This window comes from Nocardioides sp. LHG3406-4 (assembly GCF_049897745.1).
Classification (GTDB): domain Bacteria; phylum Actinomycetota; class Actinomycetes; order Propionibacteriales; family Nocardioidaceae; genus Nocardioides.
Map to the genome: position 1 here is coordinate 1073027 of NZ_JAFCWV010000002.1, position 18388 is coordinate 1091414.

At 68.5% G+C, this 18388-nt stretch carries 17 protein-coding genes; 7 read left to right on the forward strand and 10 right to left on the reverse strand.

The features are described from left to right. Positions 1-23: 23 nt before the first annotated feature. From ACP7BP_RS11255 to ACP7BP_RS11265, 3 genes are read right to left on the reverse strand one after another with little or no spacing between them, the layout of a single operon-like run. The gene (locus ACP7BP_RS11255) at positions 24-1160 is read right to left on the reverse strand and encodes an Mrp/NBP35 family ATP-binding protein (protein WP_426244687.1); all 1137 of its coding nucleotides are present in this window, start codon (positions 1158-1160) and stop codon (positions 24-26) included. Continuing rightward, the gene (locus ACP7BP_RS11260; protein ID WP_426244688.1) at positions 1157-4024 is read right to left on the reverse strand and encodes a molybdopterin-dependent oxidoreductase; all 2868 of its coding nucleotides are present in this window, start codon (positions 4022-4024) and stop codon (positions 1157-1159) included. Before ACP7BP_RS11260 ends, ACP7BP_RS11255 begins: the two co-directional genes overlap by 4 nt. Positions 4025-4067: 43 nt before the next feature. Next, positions 4068-5585, reverse strand: a complete 1518-nt coding sequence (locus tag ACP7BP_RS11265) for a 4Fe-4S dicluster domain-containing protein (RefSeq protein WP_426244689.1) — start codon at positions 5583-5585, stop codon at positions 4068-4070. Positions 5586-5795: 210 nt separating this feature from the next. Here ACP7BP_RS11265 and ACP7BP_RS11270 point away from each other — a divergent pair, with 210 nt between their 5' ends. After that, on the forward strand, positions 5796-6590 hold the full coding sequence (locus ACP7BP_RS11270) for a FadR/GntR family transcriptional regulator (protein WP_426244690.1): 795 nt from the start codon (positions 5796-5798) through the stop codon (positions 6588-6590). On the opposite strand, the gene ACP7BP_RS11275 is transcribed toward ACP7BP_RS11270, so the two are convergent. The 3 genes from ACP7BP_RS11275 to ACP7BP_RS11285 all read right to left on the reverse strand — a co-directional run bounded on the left by ACP7BP_RS11275 (position 6555) and on the right by ACP7BP_RS11285 (position 8980). Further along, positions 6555-7313 (reverse strand): TSUP family transporter, encoded by a 759-nt coding sequence (locus tag ACP7BP_RS11275; RefSeq protein WP_426244691.1) that lies wholly within the window; start codon positions 7311-7313, stop codon positions 6555-6557. The genes ACP7BP_RS11270 and ACP7BP_RS11275 overlap by 36 nt on opposite strands. Positions 7314-7538: 225 nt before the next feature. Further along, positions 7539-8699: a UxaA family hydrolase gene (locus tag ACP7BP_RS11280; RefSeq protein WP_426244692.1), complete on the reverse strand. Its 1161-nt coding sequence runs from the start codon at positions 8697-8699 to the stop codon at positions 7539-7541. Beyond that, a complete protein-coding gene (locus ACP7BP_RS11285; protein ID WP_426244693.1) occupies positions 8678-8980 on the reverse strand; it encodes a UxaA family hydrolase in 303 nt (100 codons plus the stop codon). The genes ACP7BP_RS11280 and ACP7BP_RS11285 overlap by 22 nt, the downstream gene beginning before the upstream one ends. A gap of 161 nt (positions 8981-9141) precedes the next feature. Here ACP7BP_RS11285 and ACP7BP_RS11290 point away from each other — a divergent pair, with 161 nt between their 5' ends. From ACP7BP_RS11290 to ACP7BP_RS11315, 6 genes are read left to right on the forward strand one after another with little or no spacing between them, the layout of a single operon-like run. Beyond that, positions 9142-9855 (forward strand): succinate dehydrogenase/fumarate reductase iron-sulfur subunit, encoded by a 714-nt coding sequence (locus ACP7BP_RS11290; RefSeq protein WP_426244694.1) that lies wholly within the window; start codon positions 9142-9144, stop codon positions 9853-9855. Then, the gene (locus ACP7BP_RS11295; RefSeq protein WP_426244695.1) at positions 9852-11591 is read left to right on the forward strand and encodes an FAD-binding protein; all 1740 of its coding nucleotides are present in this window, start codon (positions 9852-9854) and stop codon (positions 11589-11591) included. The genes ACP7BP_RS11290 and ACP7BP_RS11295 overlap by 4 nt, the downstream gene beginning before the upstream one ends. Continuing rightward, positions 11588-12094, forward strand: coding sequence for a succinate dehydrogenase, cytochrome b556 subunit (gene sdhC, locus ACP7BP_RS11300; RefSeq protein ID WP_426244696.1), 507 nt, complete (start codon positions 11588-11590; stop codon positions 12092-12094). Before ACP7BP_RS11295 ends, sdhC begins: the two co-directional genes overlap by 4 nt. Before the next feature lie 11 nt (positions 12095-12105). Further along, positions 12106-12477, forward strand: coding sequence for a hypothetical protein (locus tag ACP7BP_RS11305; RefSeq protein WP_426244697.1), 372 nt, complete (start codon positions 12106-12108; stop codon positions 12475-12477). A gap of 24 nt (positions 12478-12501) precedes the next feature. Then, positions 12502-13404: a fumarate hydratase gene (locus tag ACP7BP_RS11310; RefSeq protein WP_426244698.1), complete on the forward strand. Its 903-nt coding sequence runs from the start codon at positions 12502-12504 to the stop codon at positions 13402-13404. Further along, the gene (locus ACP7BP_RS11315; protein ID WP_426244699.1) at positions 13394-13999 is read left to right on the forward strand and encodes a fumarate hydratase C-terminal domain-containing protein; all 606 of its coding nucleotides are present in this window, start codon (positions 13394-13396) and stop codon (positions 13997-13999) included. Before ACP7BP_RS11310 ends, ACP7BP_RS11315 begins: the two co-directional genes overlap by 11 nt. A 107-nt stretch (positions 14000-14106) precedes the next feature. Here ACP7BP_RS11315 and ACP7BP_RS11320 read toward each other — a convergent pair whose 3' ends face one another. The 4 genes from ACP7BP_RS11320 to ACP7BP_RS11335 all read right to left on the reverse strand — a co-directional run bounded on the left by ACP7BP_RS11320 (position 14107) and on the right by ACP7BP_RS11335 (position 18375). Continuing rightward, complete coding sequence (locus tag ACP7BP_RS11320; protein WP_426244700.1) at positions 14107-15081, reverse strand: ABC transporter substrate-binding protein; 975 nt, start codon at positions 15079-15081, stop codon at positions 14107-14109. Between the two features lie 75 nt (positions 15082-15156). Continuing rightward, positions 15157-16014: an ABC transporter permease gene (locus ACP7BP_RS11325; protein WP_426244701.1), complete on the reverse strand. Its 858-nt coding sequence runs from the start codon at positions 16012-16014 to the stop codon at positions 15157-15159. 8 nt (positions 16015-16022) lie between these two features. Beyond that, the gene (locus ACP7BP_RS11330; RefSeq protein ID WP_426244702.1) at positions 16023-16850 is read right to left on the reverse strand and encodes an ABC transporter ATP-binding protein; all 828 of its coding nucleotides are present in this window, start codon (positions 16848-16850) and stop codon (positions 16023-16025) included. Between the two features lie 280 nt (positions 16851-17130). Further along, positions 17131-18375 carry an MFS transporter gene (locus tag ACP7BP_RS11335; protein WP_426244703.1) on the reverse strand — a complete coding sequence of 415 codons (1245 nt, stop codon included), beginning with the start codon at positions 18373-18375 and terminating at the stop codon, positions 17131-17133. Between the last annotated feature and the right edge of the window lie 13 nt (positions 18376-18388).

Consider the following 18388-nt stretch of genomic DNA (forward strand, 5'->3'; position numbering starts at 1 on the left):
CCCGCGCCGGCGACCGCCTCGCGTCACACCACCGAGAGCGGGAGCGACCTGCCGACCAGGCTGCGCTGCACCACCGGCAGCGTTGCGGCGATCCGGCGCAGCTCGGCGACCGACCGCGCATGCGGGGCGCGAACCATCGCCGGCACGCCGACGTCCCCGGCCTCGCGCAGCTCGATGTCGAGGGGTACGGCGCCCAGCAGGGGTGCGGCGATCGCCTCGGCGAGGCGCTCCCCACCACCCGACCCGAACAGAGCCGTGCTGTGCTGGCACGAGCCGCAGACCAGCTCGGTCATGTTCTCCACGACGCCGGCCACCGGCATCCGGAAGTTGCGTGCCATCCGGCCGACGCGCTCGGCCACCGTCTGGGCGGCGACCTGCGGGGTCGTGACCGCGATCAGCGCGGCGTCCGGGACCAGCTCGAGCAGCGACATCGTGATGTCGCCAGTGCCGGGGGGCAGGTCGATCAGAAGCGTGTCGAGCTCGCCCCAGTGCACGTCTGAGAGGAACTGCTCGAGGGCCTTGTGCAGCATCGGCCCCCGCCACACCACCGGTTCCTCGTCGGAGACCAGGAATCCCACCGACATCAGGGCCACACCGTGCGCCTCGACCGGGAGCATGATGCCCTTCAGCGCCACGGGTGCCCGACGCACCCCGAAGAGCTGGGGCACGGAGTACCCCCACACGTCGGCGTCCAGGATGCCGACCCGGCGCCCCTCCTGGGCGAGCGCCACGGCGAGGTTGGCGGTCACCGTCGACTTGCCCACCCCGCCCTTGCCGCTGGCCACGGCATACACCTGCGTCGCGGACCCGAGTCCGAACCGGTGACCGCCTTCGGGGCTCGAGCCACGCAACCGCGAGGCGAGCTGCATCCGCTCGTTCTCGGTCATGGCGCTGAAGGACACCTCGACCCGCTCGACGCCGGCCACCGAGCCGACGGCTTCCGTGACGTCGCGGGCGAGGGTGTCCTTCAACGGACAGGACGGCGTGGTCAGCCGGATCGTGACGCTCACCGCGCCGGATCGGCCGACCTCCACTCCCTCGACCATGCCCGCTTCGTCGAGAGGCAGGTGCAGCTCGGGGTCCTCGACCAGGGCCAGGGCGAGGTGGACCTCGGCGAGGTCCACGTCCGCCGCGGCGTGGCGGCGCGACAGCAGGCTCACTGCTCGCCCTCGGCCGAGGCGCCGGCCACACGGTACGCCGACCGCTTCGGGGTGACGTGCCGCATCATGAACTCCGGGCGGCGCTGGCCGCCCGGTCCCGGGCCGGGCCGGGTCATCGCCAGCCAGCGACGGTAGGCCTCCCGCGACTTGTTCACGTCGACCTCGACGTCGCCGTACTGGTCGTCGGCGTGTGCCTTCTCGATGCGCACCTTCTGGTGCCAGCAGTGCATGCCCGACACCGGGTCCGGCTGGACCGGGAACGCCAGGTTCTGGTGCACACCCGGGTCGTCCCAGTAGATCCGCTCGGAGTCGGGGTCGTCGCTCTTGAACGGCTTGATGCCGTCGGTGTACCGCAGCTTCCAGATCCCGTCGTCGGAGCGGTTGAGGTCCACCTTCCCCATCGCCCATCGGCTGCCGGGGTGACCCTCCTGGGTCCACCGGCCCATGTGGTGCGACAGCCCCACGACGCCAGGACGGATCGCCTCGGTGGCCCACACCCGGACCACGAAGTGGCCGATCTCGGTCGAGACCCGGACCAGGTCGCCGGTTGACAGGTCGAGACCGTCGGCGTCGGCCTGGTTGAACCACAGCGGATGGGTGTTGCTGATCTCGTTGAGGTACTTCGCGTTGCCCGATCGCGTGTGGATCAGCGTCGGCAGGCGGAAGTTCGGCATCAGCACGAACTCGTCGTTCGAGCGGTCGATCTGCCGTGCGGACACGTGCGACTCGATGTACCCGGGAGTTGCCTGCTCGGGCCAACCCCAGTCGGCCAGGGTGGTGGAGAACAGCTCCAGCTTGCGCGACGGGGACAGCCAGCCGGCGGTCTTGGTGCCGTCCGCGTGCTCGATGCCCACGGCGCCGGCCTCACCGACCAGCGGCGGCGCATGCTCCATCGTGACCGGCTTGCGCAGCACGCCGGTCTCGTCGGCGGTCGCCCCGTCGAGCTCGGCCTCGCTCAGCTCCCGCTCGTCGAGGCGGTAGATGTCCTTGGCCACCTCGAAGACGCCGTACTTCCGCATGTAGGCGAGGGGCGTGAGCCCTTGTCCCTCGGCCGCAGCGGGCAGGCCAGGCACGCTGTTGCTGAACAGCGTGTCGTAGTACTCGTCCTGGGTCATCTTCTCGCCGGGGCGGGCCTTGGACTCGAAGTACTTCCTGATGCCGAGCGCCCCGTCGGGGTCGATCTGCCAGGAGAGCTCGAACCAGAACTCGTTCTCCTCCCACACTTCTCCGGGGTTGGCGTCGCGGCTGTCCTCGAAGGGGATCCCCTGCTGCTCCATGGCGACCCGGCCGACCGGCTGGCGGAAGGCGAGCCACTTGGAGGTGTGCGTCTCGAACGACATCGTGTCGTGGCGCTCGGACGCATGGCCCATGGGCAGCACGTAGTCGGCGAACGTCGCCGACTCGCTCCACGTCGGGGTGAGGGCGACGTGCAGGCCCATCTTGCTCTCGTCCTTCAGCACGTCGATCCAGGTGAATCCGTCCGGGTTGACCCACAGCGGGTTGTAGACGCGGCTGAAGTAGACGTCGAGCTTGCCGCGACCGTCCTTGAGCAGGTGTGGCAGCAGGATCGACATCTCGTTGGTGGTGAGGGGGTACTCAGGTGGCCAGAGCTTCTCGCTCCAGATGTCGTTGGGCTCCGGCATGTCCGGGTAGTGCGCGATGAACTTGTCCCAGCCGTTGGGGTGCGTCCCTCCGACGGTGCCGACGCTGCCGGTGAGCACGTTCAGGAAGAACAGGCTCCGGGTGATCTGCCACCCGCCGAGGTTGCCGGCGGCGGCCGAGCGCCACGTGTGGGTGGCGAGCCTGGCGCCGGCGCCGGCCACGATCTTGGCCAGCTCCTCCACCTGCGCGACCTCGACGTGGGCCTCCTGCGCGGCGTACTCGAAGGTGTACTTCGCGTAGTCCTCGGTCAGCCGGTCCAGGAAGATTTCGAACTCCCGGGGTGCGTCCGGGTGCAGTCGCTCGAGGTAGACGTCCCAGTTGACCCAGCGCCGGATGTAGTCCTCGTCGATGCTGCGCGTGCGCAGCAGGTAGGACGCCACGGAGAGGAAGATCGCGGCCTCGCTGCCCGGCCACGGCGAGATCCACAGGTCGGCGTGGGACGCGGTGTTGGACAGCCGCAGGTCCAGGACCACCAGCTTCGCCCCGGCCTGCTTGGCCTCCATGATGCGCTGGGCGTGCGGGTTGAAGTAGTGCCCGGTCTCGAGGTGGCTCGACAGGAGGAGCATCACCTTCGCGTTGGCGTAGTCCGGGGACGGCCGGTCGTAGCCCATCCAGTGCGTGTAGCCGCTGCGTCCCCCCGAGGAGCAGACATTCGTGTGGCTGTTGTGGCCGTCGACTCCCCAGGCCTGCAGGACGCGCTCGGCGAAGCCGTCCTCCCCGGGACGACCGACGTGGTACATCACCTCGTCCTTGCGGTCCTCCACGATGGCCTTGCGGATGCGGCCCGCGATGTCGGCGACCGCGACGTCCCAGGAGACGCGCTCGAACTGGCCGGAGCCGCGCTCGCCGACCCGCTTCAACGGGTAGAGGATCCGGTCCGGGTCGTGCACCTGGTTGATCGTCGCGGGGCCCTTGGCGCAGTTGCGGCCCCGGGAGCCCGGGTGGGCCGGGTTCCCCTCGAACTTCTTGATCGACAGGTCCTCGTGGTCGACGTAGGCCAGCAGCCCGCAGGAGGACTCGCAGTTGAAGCAGATCGTGGGGATCAACGAGTAGGTGTGCGGGACCTTGCGCGGGTGCGCCTTGGCGTCGTACTCGACGTGGTGGTCCCAGTCCTCCGGGGGCGGGAAGTTCCGCAGGTTCTCGTGCGTGCGAGCACCCGGGAGCGGCACCTGCTGCGTCTTGCGATCCGGGGTAGCCGTCATGGCCAGTTCCTCCAGGTTCTCGGGTGGAGCGATGCGGGCACGGTCACGAGAGCGGGGGGTCCTGGCCGGCGCGCACGAAGACGCTCTCGTAGGCGATCAGCGCGGGCTGGACGACCAGCCCGCCGAGCGCCAGGAGGAGCACCGGCAGCCCGGCCAGCGTGAGCGCTCCGAGGACGGCGGCGACAGCGGCGGGCAGCACGGACGCCCACCAGAACGTCCCGGCGTAGCGCCCGCTGGTGACGATGTGCGCCGCCACGGCAGCCTGGCGGCTTGCGTGCTTGCCGGAGTACTCGAGGCCGAGGATCAGCAGGTGCAGGACCGTCGAGATGACGAACGCCACCGCGATCAGCTGCCAGGCCTCGTCGGAGAGGTCGGCGACGAGCCCGACCACCGCGAGAGCCCCGCTGCCCACCATCACCGCCTGCACCACCAGGTGCCAGAACAGCACCGGTGACTGCCAGAGGTCGCGGCCCTCGGCCTGACCGAACAGGAACGCGGTGTAGCCGGCCATCATCGCGCTCACCGGGATCCCGAGCACCGCGAGGCCGGTCGTCAGCCAGCCGATGTCGAGTGCCGCGGCAAGCAGCCACAGCACCGCTCCCCCCGAGAACGCCGTCAGGGCGTAGGCGCCCAGCACCAGCCACGAGCCGAAGTTCGACTTCAGGAAGATGTAGAGGAACCTCTCGGGGCGCTTGAGGTCCCACACCAGCAGCGCGCCGGTGGTGGCCGCGCCGAAGAGGCCGAGAACCGGAGCCACGTAGTCGCCGACGGCGCCCAGGTCGACACCGAGCAGGACGGCCAGCGCGGCCAGCCCGAGGGCACCGGCGCCGATGCCCTTCGTCCACAGGTAGGTGACGACCTTCCAGCCCCAGGGGCGCGGGTGCGCCGTGTTCAGCGTGGTGCGGGCGTTCGTCACCGGGTCCCGCGTCAGGTCGTCGGCCGTCTCCAGGCGGTGGGCATCGGGCTTCGCCCAGATGTAGGTGTCGTCGACCGGCGCGGCCAGCGGGTCGAGCACCGCCCGATCGGCGCCCAGGTAGAAGACGTTCGGACCGGTGTTCTGCTCCGGTGAGCGGACGGTCGTCGGGTTCGTGCTGATCAGCCGGCTGATCCCGGAGGTCGGGTCGTCGACGTCACCGACCCAGATCGAGTGCGTGGGGCAGACCACCACGCAGGCGGGCTCGAGGTCCTCGTCGATGCGATGGGCGCAGAAGTTGCACTTCGCTGCGGTGTGCGTGTCGGCGTCGATGTAGATGGCGTCGTACGGGCAGGCCTGCATGCAGCTCTTGCAGCCGATGCACCTGTCACCGTCGAAGTCCACGATGCCGTCGTCACGCTTGAACAGCGCCTGGGTCGGGCAGATCTTCAGGCATGGTGCGTCGGTGCAGTGATTGCACCGCATCACGCCGAAGTCCCTCGTGGTGGCAGGGAACTCGCCCTGGTCTACGTACTTCACCCAGGTGCGGAACTGCCCCAGAGGCACCTCGTGCTCGGTCTTGCAGGCGACCGTGCAGGCGTGACAGCCGATGCAGGTGCGTTGATCGATCGCGAATCCGTACTGCACCGACTCTGCCCTTCGCTCAGTGGAAAGAGGTCTGTCCATTCAAGCATGTGGCTCGAGGGCCTAGCAAGCACCGACGACCCGCGCGTCTGAGAGTAGCGCCAGGACGTGGAGCCCGACGCGCAGGCAGGAAACAGGGCCAAAAGCACAGGTAAGAACTCAGACCTGCGGCTATCATGTGGGCTTGGTGAATGCCTTGGAAGGTTGAGTGGTATGGCTACAGACAACTCGCCGGTAGATTCCGGCGACTGGCAGCCGGTCGGCGGCGGGACGCTCAACTCGCGCATCCGGCTGGAGATCCTGCGGTTCATGACGTCGCACAAGCTCTCGGCGGGCGACCGCCTGCCGTCAGAGCGGGAGCTCGCGGCGACCCTGCGGGTGAGCAGGCCCTCCCTGCGGGAGGCCGTGCGCTCGCTGCAGGCCGAGGGTCGCCTGGTGGTCAAGCACGGGCAGGGGGTCTTCGTCGCGGAGCCGTCCGCGCAGCGAAGCATGCGGGAGTCCATGGCCAGGCTCGACCACAACCTCGCGGAGCTGTTCGCCATGCGAGAGGTGCTCGAGGTCCCCGCTGCCCAGTGGGCTGCCCGGAACAAGGACACCGCCGCGATCGCGGCGGTCCAGGTCGCCTTCGAGCGGCTCGACGCCGCGCTCGCCGAGGAGCCCCGGGACTACGACCTGCTCCAACAGCTCGATGCGGAGTTCCACATCAGGATCGTGCAGGCGGCCGGGAACCGGCTGCTCGAGCAGACGCAGGGAGTGCTCAACGAGCTGCTGCGGACCGGCATGCAGACCACGCTGGCCATCGAGGGTCGCGCCGAGCGGTCGCGGCAGGAGCACCAGCGAATCCTGGAGGCGATCTTCCGGGGCGACGCGGCAGCTGCCGCGAGGGCCGCACGGGCGCACGTCAAGAGTGCCAGGGATGCCGCGAACCGCCGGATCCAAGCGGTCACTGCCGAGGCACTCGCCGCGGACTCATCAGCCGATGAGCGAGAGCACCGCCTGGACCGATGACGCCACGCCGCTGGCCACGATCACCCCGAGCGTGAGCCTGCGGAACAGCGTGTAGGGCATGCGCGGGCCCAGCCCCACCCCGAGGAAGCTTCCGAGCAGGCCGATCGGCACCCACAGCAACAGGGCCGACCACACCCAGTCCGATGGAGCCTGGCCGGACTGCGACAGGGTCAGCAGGGTCAGCAGGTTCCCCAGCACGAAGTAGACGGCCAGGTCCGCCACCATGGTCCGGGCGCTCGTTCGGTCCCCCGTCAGCAGCAGCGCGGGGGGCACTCCGTTCAGGCTCGTGGTCACGCCCAGGAGACCGCCCAGGCCTCCGGCCACGACGACCAGGGCCGGGCTCGACTCGCGGCTTCGTGGTCGACGCCCCCCTGCCGCGATGGCCGCCACGGCCGCCAGGGTGACGATGCCGGCGGCGAGCTGGATCACGTCGGTGTCGACGTGGCTCCGAGTGACGATGCCGAGGAGGATCCCCGGCACGCTGCCTACGAGCAGCAGGCGGGCCCTCCCCCAGTTCACGTCGGCGTGCCTTCTGGCGACGACGCTCAGCCGGCTCGCCAGCGCGACGACCATGTTGATGACGACGACGTCCCCGAGCGGGACGCCGACGAGCAGCAGCAACGGAAGCGCCACCAGCCCGTAGGCGAAGCCGACGATGCCGGCCAGGAAGGTGGCTGCGAAGACCACCAGCGTCCCCAGGAGCAGGACGGTCGGGTCAACCACGCAGCAGCTCCGTCACGACCGGGTGCAGCGCATCCGGGGACGTGGTCCGTCCGGGGGCGGGGCGACCTCGGCGGCCGCCTCGTTGGCCAGCGCGAACTCATCGGCGAGCATCTGCACGAGGTCGGCGGTCATCAGGTCCACTACGCATCTCCAACGTCGGGCAGGCCTCAGGCTGAGCGTCACGACCTTTCGTCAGTCGGTGCGCCCAGCCCGGGCACTGCACGCTTACGCGCTGCGGTACAGCTTGGTGATGGTGAACTCACGGTGACCGAGGGACTCGGCCGCGGTGAGCCGCCCGTTGATCGTCCGCTCGACGATGTCGATGAGCTCGTCACCGGCCTCCTCGACGGACCGTCCCCGCGTGAGCATGTCGGAGCAGTCGACGTCCATGTGGTCGGACATCGACGCAGCCGTCTTGGGGTTGGCGGTGATCTTCACGACCGGTTGGATCGGGTTGCCGATCACGTTGCCCTGGCCGGTCGGGAACAGGTTGACCACGCCACCCGCGGCGGCCATCAGGGTCACGCACTCGGCTGCGGCCGACGACGTGTCCATGAAGTGGAGGCCGGCCCGGGTCGGCGCCTCGGCAGGCGCGAGCGCGCCCACGATCGGCGCGGTTCCCGTCTTGACGATGTTGCCCATCGCCTTCTCCTCGATGGTCGACAGTCCGCCCGCGATGTTGCCCTGGGTCGGCTGCGAGCCGAGGAGGTTCGCTCCGGTGGCCTCGATCATCTCGATGTAGCCGTCGTAGAACTCCTGGAACCGCTTGCGCACCGACTCGTCGATGCAGCGCTCGGCGATCAGGTGCTCTCCGCCGGTCAGCTCGCTCGTCTCGCCGAAGATCATCGTGCCGCCCGCCTCGACCCACTTGTCGCTGAGGTAGGCGGTGATGCGGCACGACCCGAGGCCGGTCGTCGTGTCCGACTCCCCGTCCTTGGTGGTCAGCATGATCTCGGAGCGCTCGACCGGCTCCCTCTGGAGCTCGCTGGCCTCCTGGAGGTACCGCTGCGCGATGCGCGAGGCGTACTCGATGACCTTCAGGTCGCCGCGACCCTCGATCGAGATGCCCTCGACCGGCTTGCCGGTCTTGGCGATCCCCTCGACGATCCGGTTGGTCCAGTTCGGCTCGATGCCGATGACGACGACCGCCGCGACGTTCGGGTTGGAGCCGATCCCGATGAGGGTCCGGAACGTGAGGTCGAGGTCCTCTCCGAACTGGAGTCGGCCGAACGCGTGCGGCAGTGCCAGGGTGCCTGGAATGAGCGCGGCGATGCCTTCGGCAGCCGCGTTCGAGAGGTCGTCCACCGGCAGGATGGCGACATAGTTTCTGGTGCCTACGGCTCCGTTGGAACGACGGAATCCGGTCAGGCGACGCTTGTCTGCCACCGAGCACTCCTCACGTTGTGGGTGTGGACGTAGTCACCCTTGGTGATGTCCGCTGTTGCGATTGCTGTTCGAACGCCGTACTCGATGACATCCGAGCCTGAGCTCGTGTCCACCATGGCCACCTTGTGGCCGAGAGGGATCTCGGCCCGAACCTCGACCTCGACGCTGGGCGTTCCGTCCAGATATCCGACCACGGCGTTCCCTGGCTCGACATCTCGAACGGCGACCGCCACGGCATCGCCGGACTTGTGTGCCAGGAATGTGGGACCTTCATTGGTCATCTCAAACCTGCCTTCCTGGTCAGTGGTCTGACCTCGTGATGAACTCTAGAACTCGGCTTCCGCCCGTGTCAACAAGCTGGTCTCGCACTTGACGGTGAGGCCGGTCCTGACGTAGACATGGACCGACGACGCATGGTCAGACCTCTTACCGTAGGAGTCACATGTCGGTGGACCCCACAGCAGCTCCCACGCCACCGCTGCAGGTGCGCATCAGACGGAGTTCGCCTGACTCACAGGAGAGGTTCGAGGTCGAGCGCTTCCCCGCGATGACGGTCCTCGACGTGCTCCTGGCGATCCAGCGCGACGACGACCCGTCCATCGGATTCCGGTTCTCCTGTCGGGTGGCCATGTGCGGGACGTGCACCCTGCGCCTGAACGGCCGTTCCGTTCTGGCGTGCCAGGCACTCGTCCAGGACCACGCCCGCGAGATCGAGATCGGACCGATGGCCGGCTTCCCCGTCGTGCGGGACCTCGTCGTCGACATGACCCCGTTCTGGGAGCAGTGGGCCCGGGTCACCCCCTACCTGGACCCGAAGGAGTCGCTCACCGAGCCGGCGACCGTGCGACCCGACTCCGAGGAGCGCGAGGCCATCGACGGGGCTCTGGACTGCATCCAGTGCGGTGCCTGCTTCTCCAGCTGTGGCGTCTCGGGCGAGCACAAGACGTTCCTGGGCCCCGCCGCTCTCACCCGGGCCATGGTGCTGGTCAACGACTCGCGGGACGCTTCCGGACGGCCCCGTCTCGACCTCGTGTCCGGTCAGGACGGGGCCGATCGCTGCCACTTGATCTACGGGTGCACCGGGGTCTGCCCGAAGGGCCTCGACCCGGCCCGGGCCATCCGCCGCATCCGCACCGGAAGGGTGGAGGACCGATGACGACCGCCCCGGCGTACGACGAGATCTTGACCGATGTCGCGGTCATCGGCAGCGGTGGAGCAGGGCTGATGGCCGTTCTCCACGTCAACGCCGCGGATCCGGGTCTCGACATCACGGTGATCAGCAAGGGCGCCGTCGGTCGCTCGGGCTGCACCCGCATGGTGCAGGGCGGGTACAACGCCGTGCTGAGCGCACAGGACTCCATCGACGACCACTTCCAGGACACCCTCGACGGCGGGAAGCACCTCAACGACCAGGAGCTCGCCTGGACCCTGGTCAACGACGCCCCCAAGGTCATCCACGAGCTCGAGACCAAGGTGGGCTGCTTCTTCGACCGCGCCGAGGACGGCACGATCAAGCAGAAGGCCTTCGCGGGGCAGTCCTTCGACAGGACGGTCCACCGCGGTGACCTCACCGGCATCGAGATCATGGCCCGGCTCCGCGACCAGATGTTCCGCGTCGGCCCCCGTGAGCTGGAGGACGTCCGGGCGCTCGACCTCATCCGCGCGCCGGACGGTTCGATCGCCGGCCTCACGTGCCTGAACGTCAGGAGCGGCAGGTTCGTCATCGTGCGGGCCCGCGTCGTCATCATCGCGACCGGTGGCGCCGCCACGATGTACCGCATCGCCGCACCCGCGCGCGAGAAGACCGGCGACGGCATCGCCATGTGCATCCGGGCCGGGCTCGAGCTCCGGGACATGGAGATGATGCAGTTCCACCCCACCGGTCTGCTGGCCGGCCGGGCCCGGATGACCGGCGCCGTGCTGGAGGAGGGCCTTCGAGGCGCGGGCGCGCGACTCTTCAACGCCCTCGGCGAGCGCTACATGACCAAGTACGACCCGGAGCGGATGGAGCGCTCGACGCGCGACGTCGTCTCCCGCTCGAGCTACATGGAGATCATGGAGGGCCGAGGGACGGCCACGGGTGGCGTGCTCATCGACATCTCGCACCTCGGCGCGAGCGAGGTCGAGAAGCGCTTCCCCGGCATGGTCGCCCGCACCCGGCAGATCGGCAGCGACCTGGCCACCGGCCCCGTGGAGGTGTCCCCCACCGCCCACTTCCACATGGGCGGCGCGATCATCGATCCCGACTGCCGGACCTCACTCGAAGGTTTGCTCGTGGCCGGGGAGGACGCCGGGGGGGTCCACGGCGCCAACCGGCTCGGTGGCAACGGAGTCGCCGAGTCGACCGTGTTCGGCTGCCGCGCCGGCGACACGGCCGCCGTGATCGCCAGGTCCCGGGAGCATCCGGAGATCGTGATCGCCGACGTCGAACGGGCCTTGGCGGTGGCCGCGGCGCCCCTCGACAGAGCCGGCGGCATCCTGCCCTTCGACCTCACCACGAGGCTCAAGGACGTCATGTGGGAGCACTGCGGCGTGGTCCGCAGCGCAGACGGCCTCAAGAAGGCGAGCGCCGAGATCGAGACCCTGCAGGAGCAGCTGGCGCAGGTCTCCGTCCCCGGCCCGGCCGCCTTCAACCCCGCCTGGAACGAGGCACTCGACCTCGGCAACCAGCTGGCGGTCGCCCAGGTCATCGTGCAGAGCGCCGCACTGAGGGAGGAGACCCGGGGGGCGCATGCCCGGTCGGACTTCCCGGAGCGCCGCGACTCGGAGTGGCTCAGGTACCTCGTCGCTCGACGGAACGACGACGGCACGGTCTCGTTCACCGAGCGCCCGGTGGAGTTCACCCGGTCCGCTCCCCCGGTGGCAGCGAAGGTGGAGGTCGAGCAGCCATGACGACTGCCCAGCTCCTGTTCCTGTGCGCGTTCACGGCAGTGAACGTCGTGATCCTCGCGGCTGCCGTGGTCGTGGTGCGCGAGGCGCGACGCGTCGACGGCGGCGCCCTCTGGTCCAAGACCGTCCTGCGCCGGCTGGGACGGCTGCCCAGCGAACGCAGCGAAGCCAACAGGTTGGCCTTCTACACCCACCGGCTGAGCGGTATCGCGATCTTCGCGTTCCTGGCCCTGCACATCGTCGACGTCTCTCTCTTCGCGATCTCCTCCGACCTGTACGACGACGTCCACGAGCTGTACGGGACGGTGGTCATGCGCGTCTTCGAGTGCGGCCTGCTCTTCGCGCTGCTCTTCCACGCCCTCAACGGTCTCCGGCTGATCGCGATCGACGTCTGGGACCTGGGCGCACAGGCCGCGATCAGGATCCTCAACGGCGTCGTCGCGGCCAGCGTGCTGGTGACCCTGGCCGGCAGCGTCGCCATCCTTCGTCCGGTGTTCGTGGCATGAAGCGGCCATCGGTGTCAGCAACACCACCGCCCACCCGGGTCGGGCAGCGCGGTCTCTACCTGACCATCAGGGTGACCGGCGTCCTGCTGGCAGTCCTCGCGCTCGGTCACTACGGCCTCACCCACATCGTCAACGACGTGGCGGACACCGACGCCGCCTTCATCACGCGGCGATGGTCGTCCGCACTCTGGATCGTGTGGGACGGGCTCCTGCTGGGCGCCGCGCTCCTCCATGCCATGGCCGGCCTGTCCACGGTGATCCGCGACCATCGGCCGGACTCCGGCTCGGCGCGGCGGTGGATAGTGGTCGGGATCGGTGCGACCTCGATCCTCTTCCTCGTCGGCGTCGCCTCCCTGACCTACAGCGTCATCGGCAAGGTCTAGTCCCGCACGAGAAAGGCGCCCATCATGCTGCCCAGCAACATCGAGACGACATCGAACGCGTTGTACGAGCATCTCGTGGAGATCTCCGCGGGTCTCTACAAGAAGGCGCTGACCGATCTCCCACCTGACGTCCGATCAGCGGTCAACCGCGTGGCGGAGGTCGAGGTCGGCGGCGCCAGGACCCGACTGGACGTGATGGTCAAGTCCATCGACGTCTCCGACCGCACCGGCATCATCGTGTGCCAGGACACCGGCATCTGTGTCTTCTTCGTCAAGCTCGGGACCGAGTTCGCGGTCAACGGTGCCCGCCTGATCGACGCCCTGCGACAGGGCATCGCGGTGGCGACCAAGGAGTACGACCTCAGGTCCAGCATCGTCCACCCCATCACGCGCGAGAACCGTCAGGACAACACCGGCGCGGGCATCCCCGACGTACACGTCGAGTTCGTCGACGGCAGCGACGAGCTGGAGATCCTGCTGGTGCCCAAGGGCTCCGGATCCGAGAACATGTCCTACCTGAAGATGCTCTCCCCCGCCGAGGGCATCTCCGGGGTCAAGCGCTTCGTTCTCGACAGCGTCATCGACGCCGGCCCGCGCCCCTGTCCGCCCACGGTGGTCGGAGTCGGCATCGGAGGCACGGCCGACCTGTGCGCCGCCCTGGCGAAGAGGGCGATCCTCAGGCCGGTGGGCGAGCCGCACCCCGAGCCCGACGTCGCGGCCATGGAGAGCAAGCTCCTGGCCGCCATCAACGAGACCGGCATCGGTCCCCAGGGCCTCGGTGGGAGCGTCACGTCGTTCGCGGTGCACGTCGAGTACGCCGCGACCCACATCTCCATGAACCCGGTTGCCGTGAACATCCAGTGCTGGCGAGGCGAGCGAGCCAGCGCGACGATCTCGAGCAAGGGAGTGGTCAGCTATGGCTACTGAGGATCCGCGCACGTTGCGGCTGCAGGCTCCGCTCACCGACGAGGTGGTCCGCGACCTGCGGGCCGGCGACGAGGTCTGGCTCGACGGGACCGTGTGGGGAGTGCGCGACGCCTCCCTCATCCGGTTCTTCGACGAGGGCCGGCGCCCGGAGGGCGCTGACTTCCGGGGCGCCATCTTCATCCACACCGCCCCCAGCGTGCGGATGGAGGGCGAGCGCTACGTCCCGGTCTCGGTGGGTACGACGACCTCGATGCGGATGGACCGCTTCACCCGCGGCTGCCTGGAGGACCTCGGTGCGCGCGCCATCATCGGCAAGGGTGGCCTCAGCGTCGACTCCCTCCAGCACTTCGCGGACCTGGGCGGCGTCTACCTGTCCATCACGGGAGGTGCCGCCAGCTGGGAGACGCTCCAGATCGAGGAGATCGAGGAGGTCCTCTGGGAGGACCTCATGCCCGAGTGCCTCTGGAAGTTCAGGGTCAAGAGCTTCGGCCCGCTGTTCGTCACCATGGACGCGCACGGCACCTCGACGTACGAGCAGGTCCGGGCGCACACGCAGGACCACCTGGCAGCTGCCTACGCCCTGCTCGACGACTGACCTGCTGGACTTCTGACACAGGCTCGAACGCGTCGGAGCCACCACACGAGAAGCGGGCACCGCGGCCATCTCGGCCGCGGTGCCCGCTTCATGGTGCTGCGTGCGCCTCAGGAGGCGTCGGCTGTCGCCTCCGTGTCGTAGAACATGTCCTTGGTCTCGGGGACCTTCTTGATCATGCCGATCGACCGCATGAACTCGGCGAAGGCGCCGAAGCCCTTGGGTGTGTTCACGAAGCTGACGTCGTCGGAGGTGATCTGCTCCTCCACCTCGTCGGCGGGCAGGTCCAGCTCTGCGGCGAGGACCTTCGCCGCATCGGCGGGCTTGTCGGTCAGCATGGCGTTCGCATCCGCCACCGCTGTCACCAGTGCGTCGATGACCTTGGGGTTGCAGTCGGCGAACTCGGTCTCGGTGAAGATGCTGTTGAAGGTGTGCTCTCCGAACAGGTCGTAGCTCGCGAGCAGCTTGTGCGCTCCCTCGTCGATCTCCTGCTCCTGGAACGGCGGGGAGGTCAGGTGCGCGGCGAGCTGACCACCGATGAGGGCCTGCACCCCGTCGGGGTGACCCAGCGAGACGATCTGGGAGTCGAGTGCCTTCGCGTCGCCGAGCTCTTCCTCGGCGCCCTTGCGCAGGATGACGGACTGGATCGAGTCCGGTGCGGGCATGGCGATGCTGCCGGCGCCCTCGAGGTCCTCGAGGCTCGTGATGTCCGGATCCATGGCGTTGAGGTACAGGCTCATGTCGTTCAGGCCCGAGATGACCTTCCAGTCGACGCCGGCGTCCAGTCCCACCAGGAACGGGCCGATGCCACCCGCGCCCACCTGCAGGTTGCCGCCGATGATCCCGTCTCGGATGGCGGAGCCGGAGTTGAGCTCCTGCCAGGTGACCTCGACGTCCGGCAGCGCGTCCTCCAGGGTCTTCTCCTGCCTGGCGATCAGGAGCGAGGCATACCCGAGCCCGGGCTGATAGGCGATGGTGAGCTTGTCCGCCGGCTTGCAGTCGCCGGACGCCGCGCCACCCTCACCCCCACAGCTCGTGAGGCCGAGGGCCAGACCCACCGACAGCGCGACTACGGCGCCCGTCACGGACTTCCTTCTCACTGACATCATGCGCTGGATCTCTCTTCCTACTGCTGATCGCGTGCCGAGGCACTTGGACACTCAGGTTCCGCTCTTCATCCCCCATCGCACGACGGTCCTCTTCTCGACGACCGAGAAGAGCAGGTCGAGGGCGATGCCGATCAGGGCGATGGTCACCAGTCCCGCGAAGATCTCCGGGGTTCGCAGGAAGTAGCGCGCGTCGTTGATGTAGTAGCCCAACCCGCCCTTGCCGCCTGCGACACCGAAGACGAGCTCGGCGGCGATGATCGTGCGCCACCCGAAGGCCCACCCGGTCGTCAGACCGCTGATCGTGTGCGGCAGTGCCGCAGGGACCAGCACGTCACGCACCAGGCGCCAGCCGGAGAGGCCGATGTTCCTGCCCACCGCGAGGAGGGTGGGGTTCACGGTCCGGAAGCCCATGCTGACGTTGATCGCGATCGGCCACACCACGGCGTTCGCGATGACGACGGTGAGAGCGGTCGTGTTGAGACCGAACCACAGGATCGCCAGCGGGAGGATGGCGATGGAGGGCAGCGGGTTCAGGATCGAGGTCAGCAGGACCAGGATGTCCTCGCCGATCCTCGTCCAGGTCGCCAGTGTCGTCATCACGGCCGCGATGACCATCCCGATGACCATGCTGGTCAGCAGGATCCGCAACGTCAGCAGGGTGGACTCGAAGAGGCGTCCGTCGGTGAACCCGGTGAACAGCGCCTTCCCGACGTCGACCGGGCTCGAGATCAGCAGGGAGCTGACGCCCGAGACGGAGACGTAGACCTGCCAGATCACCACCAGGAGGACGAGCAGCGCGGCTCGTCTCGGGCCGGTGGGCAGGTCGCCCCAGGTCTTGCGCGAGGTCCGGGTCCGCCCTTCGTCGCGGGGAATGGACAGGTCGTGGTGGTCGTGCTGTACGGCAGTCACGTCGTCTCCTACTCGAACGCAGCGTCGTTGAGGGTCTCGTCACCGGCTGACAGCAGCGACCGCAGATGGGTCATCGCCTCGGTGAAGCGTGGGTCGGACGGGTCGTTCAGGTCAGAAACGTCCACGACCTCGACCACGGTCGACGGGGGGTTGTTGAGAACGACGACGCGGTGCCCCACGTAGACCGCCTCCTGGATGCTGTGCGTCACGAAGAGGATCGTCACGCCGGTGCGCGCCGCCACCTCGTTGAGCTCGAGCTGCAGCCGGGAGCGCGTCTGCGCGTCCAGGGCGCCGAAGGGCTCGTCCATCAGGAGGATGGCCGGGTCCATGGCGAGCGCGCGGGCGATCGCGACGCGCTGCTTCATCCCGCCGGAGAGCTGGTGGGGGAACCGGTCCGCGGCAGGCTGGAGGTGCATGAGTTCGAGGTACTCGTCGGCCCGCCGGCCGGCCTCGGCCTTGTCGCGACCGATCATGCGCTGCGGGTAGACGATGTTGTCCCGGACGGTCTTCCACGGGAAGAGCTGGTCGAACTCCTGGAACACGACGGCGCGGTCGGGCCCCGGCACGAGCGTCTCGCGGGTGGCGAGGCGGAAGTCGCCGGCGAAGGGCTCGATGAAGCCCGCCACCGCCTTGAGCAGAGTCGACTTGCCGCACCCGGACGGGCCCAGGAGCATGATCTTCTCGCCCGGGAAGATCTCGAACGACACGTCGCCGACGGCCACCTGGGCCTTCCCGTTGACGACGTAGCCGATCTGCGCGTGCTCCACAGTCAGCAACGGCTTGTTCTCACGCGCCAACTGCTCGACGGTCTCCTTCGAGATTGTCTGGCTCTTCACAGTGGCCTGCCTCTCAGCTTCCGGGAACTACCCAGGGTGTGGCGTGCGCCATCTGGATAGAGGTCTGTCCACATTGAAGCACTGGACCCAGTCGGCTGCAAGGGTGAGTTCGGTGGCCGGCGGCCGTCGGCGCCGGGCACGCACGGTGCCGAGAACAAGGAGGAGGCCGCCTCCGCCATGAGCGGAAACGGCCTCTGACCTGCTGTGCTTCGGGCGGGGTGACAAGGTCTGGACCCGCGACTCCTGGTCCATCGGCACGGCACCCGGAGCTCCGGGCAGGTCATCGAGTCCGGCCGCGCCGGCTGTTCCTGGTCGTGCGGGTGTGGGGATTGCGAGCAGCGACGACGGTGAAGAGGGTGCCGAGGAGGGCAAGTGCGCCGTAGCCGAGTGCGATATGCGGTAGCGAGTAGGTGTGGGAGAGCTGGCCGCCGACGAGGGCGGGGATCGTGGCGCCGATGTAGCAGAGTAGGTAGATGACGCTGAAGATCGGTGCCCGGTCGGCCACGGTGCTTCCGTCCAGCAGACCGCGGGTGGCAGCGCTGATCGCGATCCCTTGGGCCGCGCCGGCGACGATGGTCGCGATGATGAAGAGCACCAACGTGCCGGTGGCGATCGCTGCGATGATGCCGATCATCCCCGCCAGGAAGGCGAGCATGCCGAGGCGTTGGGCTGTCGCGGGTGTGAACCGGCCGCCGAGGGGAGCACCCAAGGCGCTGGGGCCCATGTAGGCGCCGAAGGCCAATCCGACGATGAGCGGGCTGCGGGTGTGGAGTTGATCTTCGACCAACGCAGGCACGAACGCTTGGTAAAAGGCCCCGGTCGCCCAGGTGGACAGGAACACCGCGGCGGCGACGGGGAGCAGATGCCGGACCCGCGCGGGTACGCCGACCCGGGGTCGCAGCGATCGCCAAGCCCCCGGGACCCGAGGCACGGTCTCCGGGCTCACGGCAAGGAGCGTGACGGACAGGACAAGGAGGGCGAGGACAACCAAGAAGACGAGGTCGCGCGGCCACGGGCCGAACTGGACCAGGGCGCCGGAGGCGATGGCACCGACGGCCAGGCCGAGCATGACTGTCTGACTGGAAGCGACCGAGGCCAACCAGGCCGGCTTGGCGGGTGCGGCGTCGACGATGTAGGAGGGGATGCTGCTACTTGCCAGTCCGGCGCCGACGCCCATCAGGACCCGGCCGGCGATCAGCGTGCCGATGTCGTGCACGTCCAGCAGCAGCAGACAGCCCACCATGAGCAGGCTGAGGCTGGCGATCGAGGTGGGCCGTCGACCCAGATGATTGGACAGCCGTCCCAGCACCAACAGAGTGCCGAGAGTGGCGGCGGAGTAGGCGACCACGGTCACCGAGATGCCGGCGTTGGTGAACCCCTCCTCCGCCCGGTAGATGTTGAACAAGGGAATCGTCGAGCCGACCGAGGCGAACGCCGCCATCAGGGAGACCACCGCGGAAGCGAAAGCCAGCCGGAGAGTTCTGGGCTCGCGAGCCATGTTGATCACTGGTGCCGTGCGTCGCATCGAGTCGTGCCTT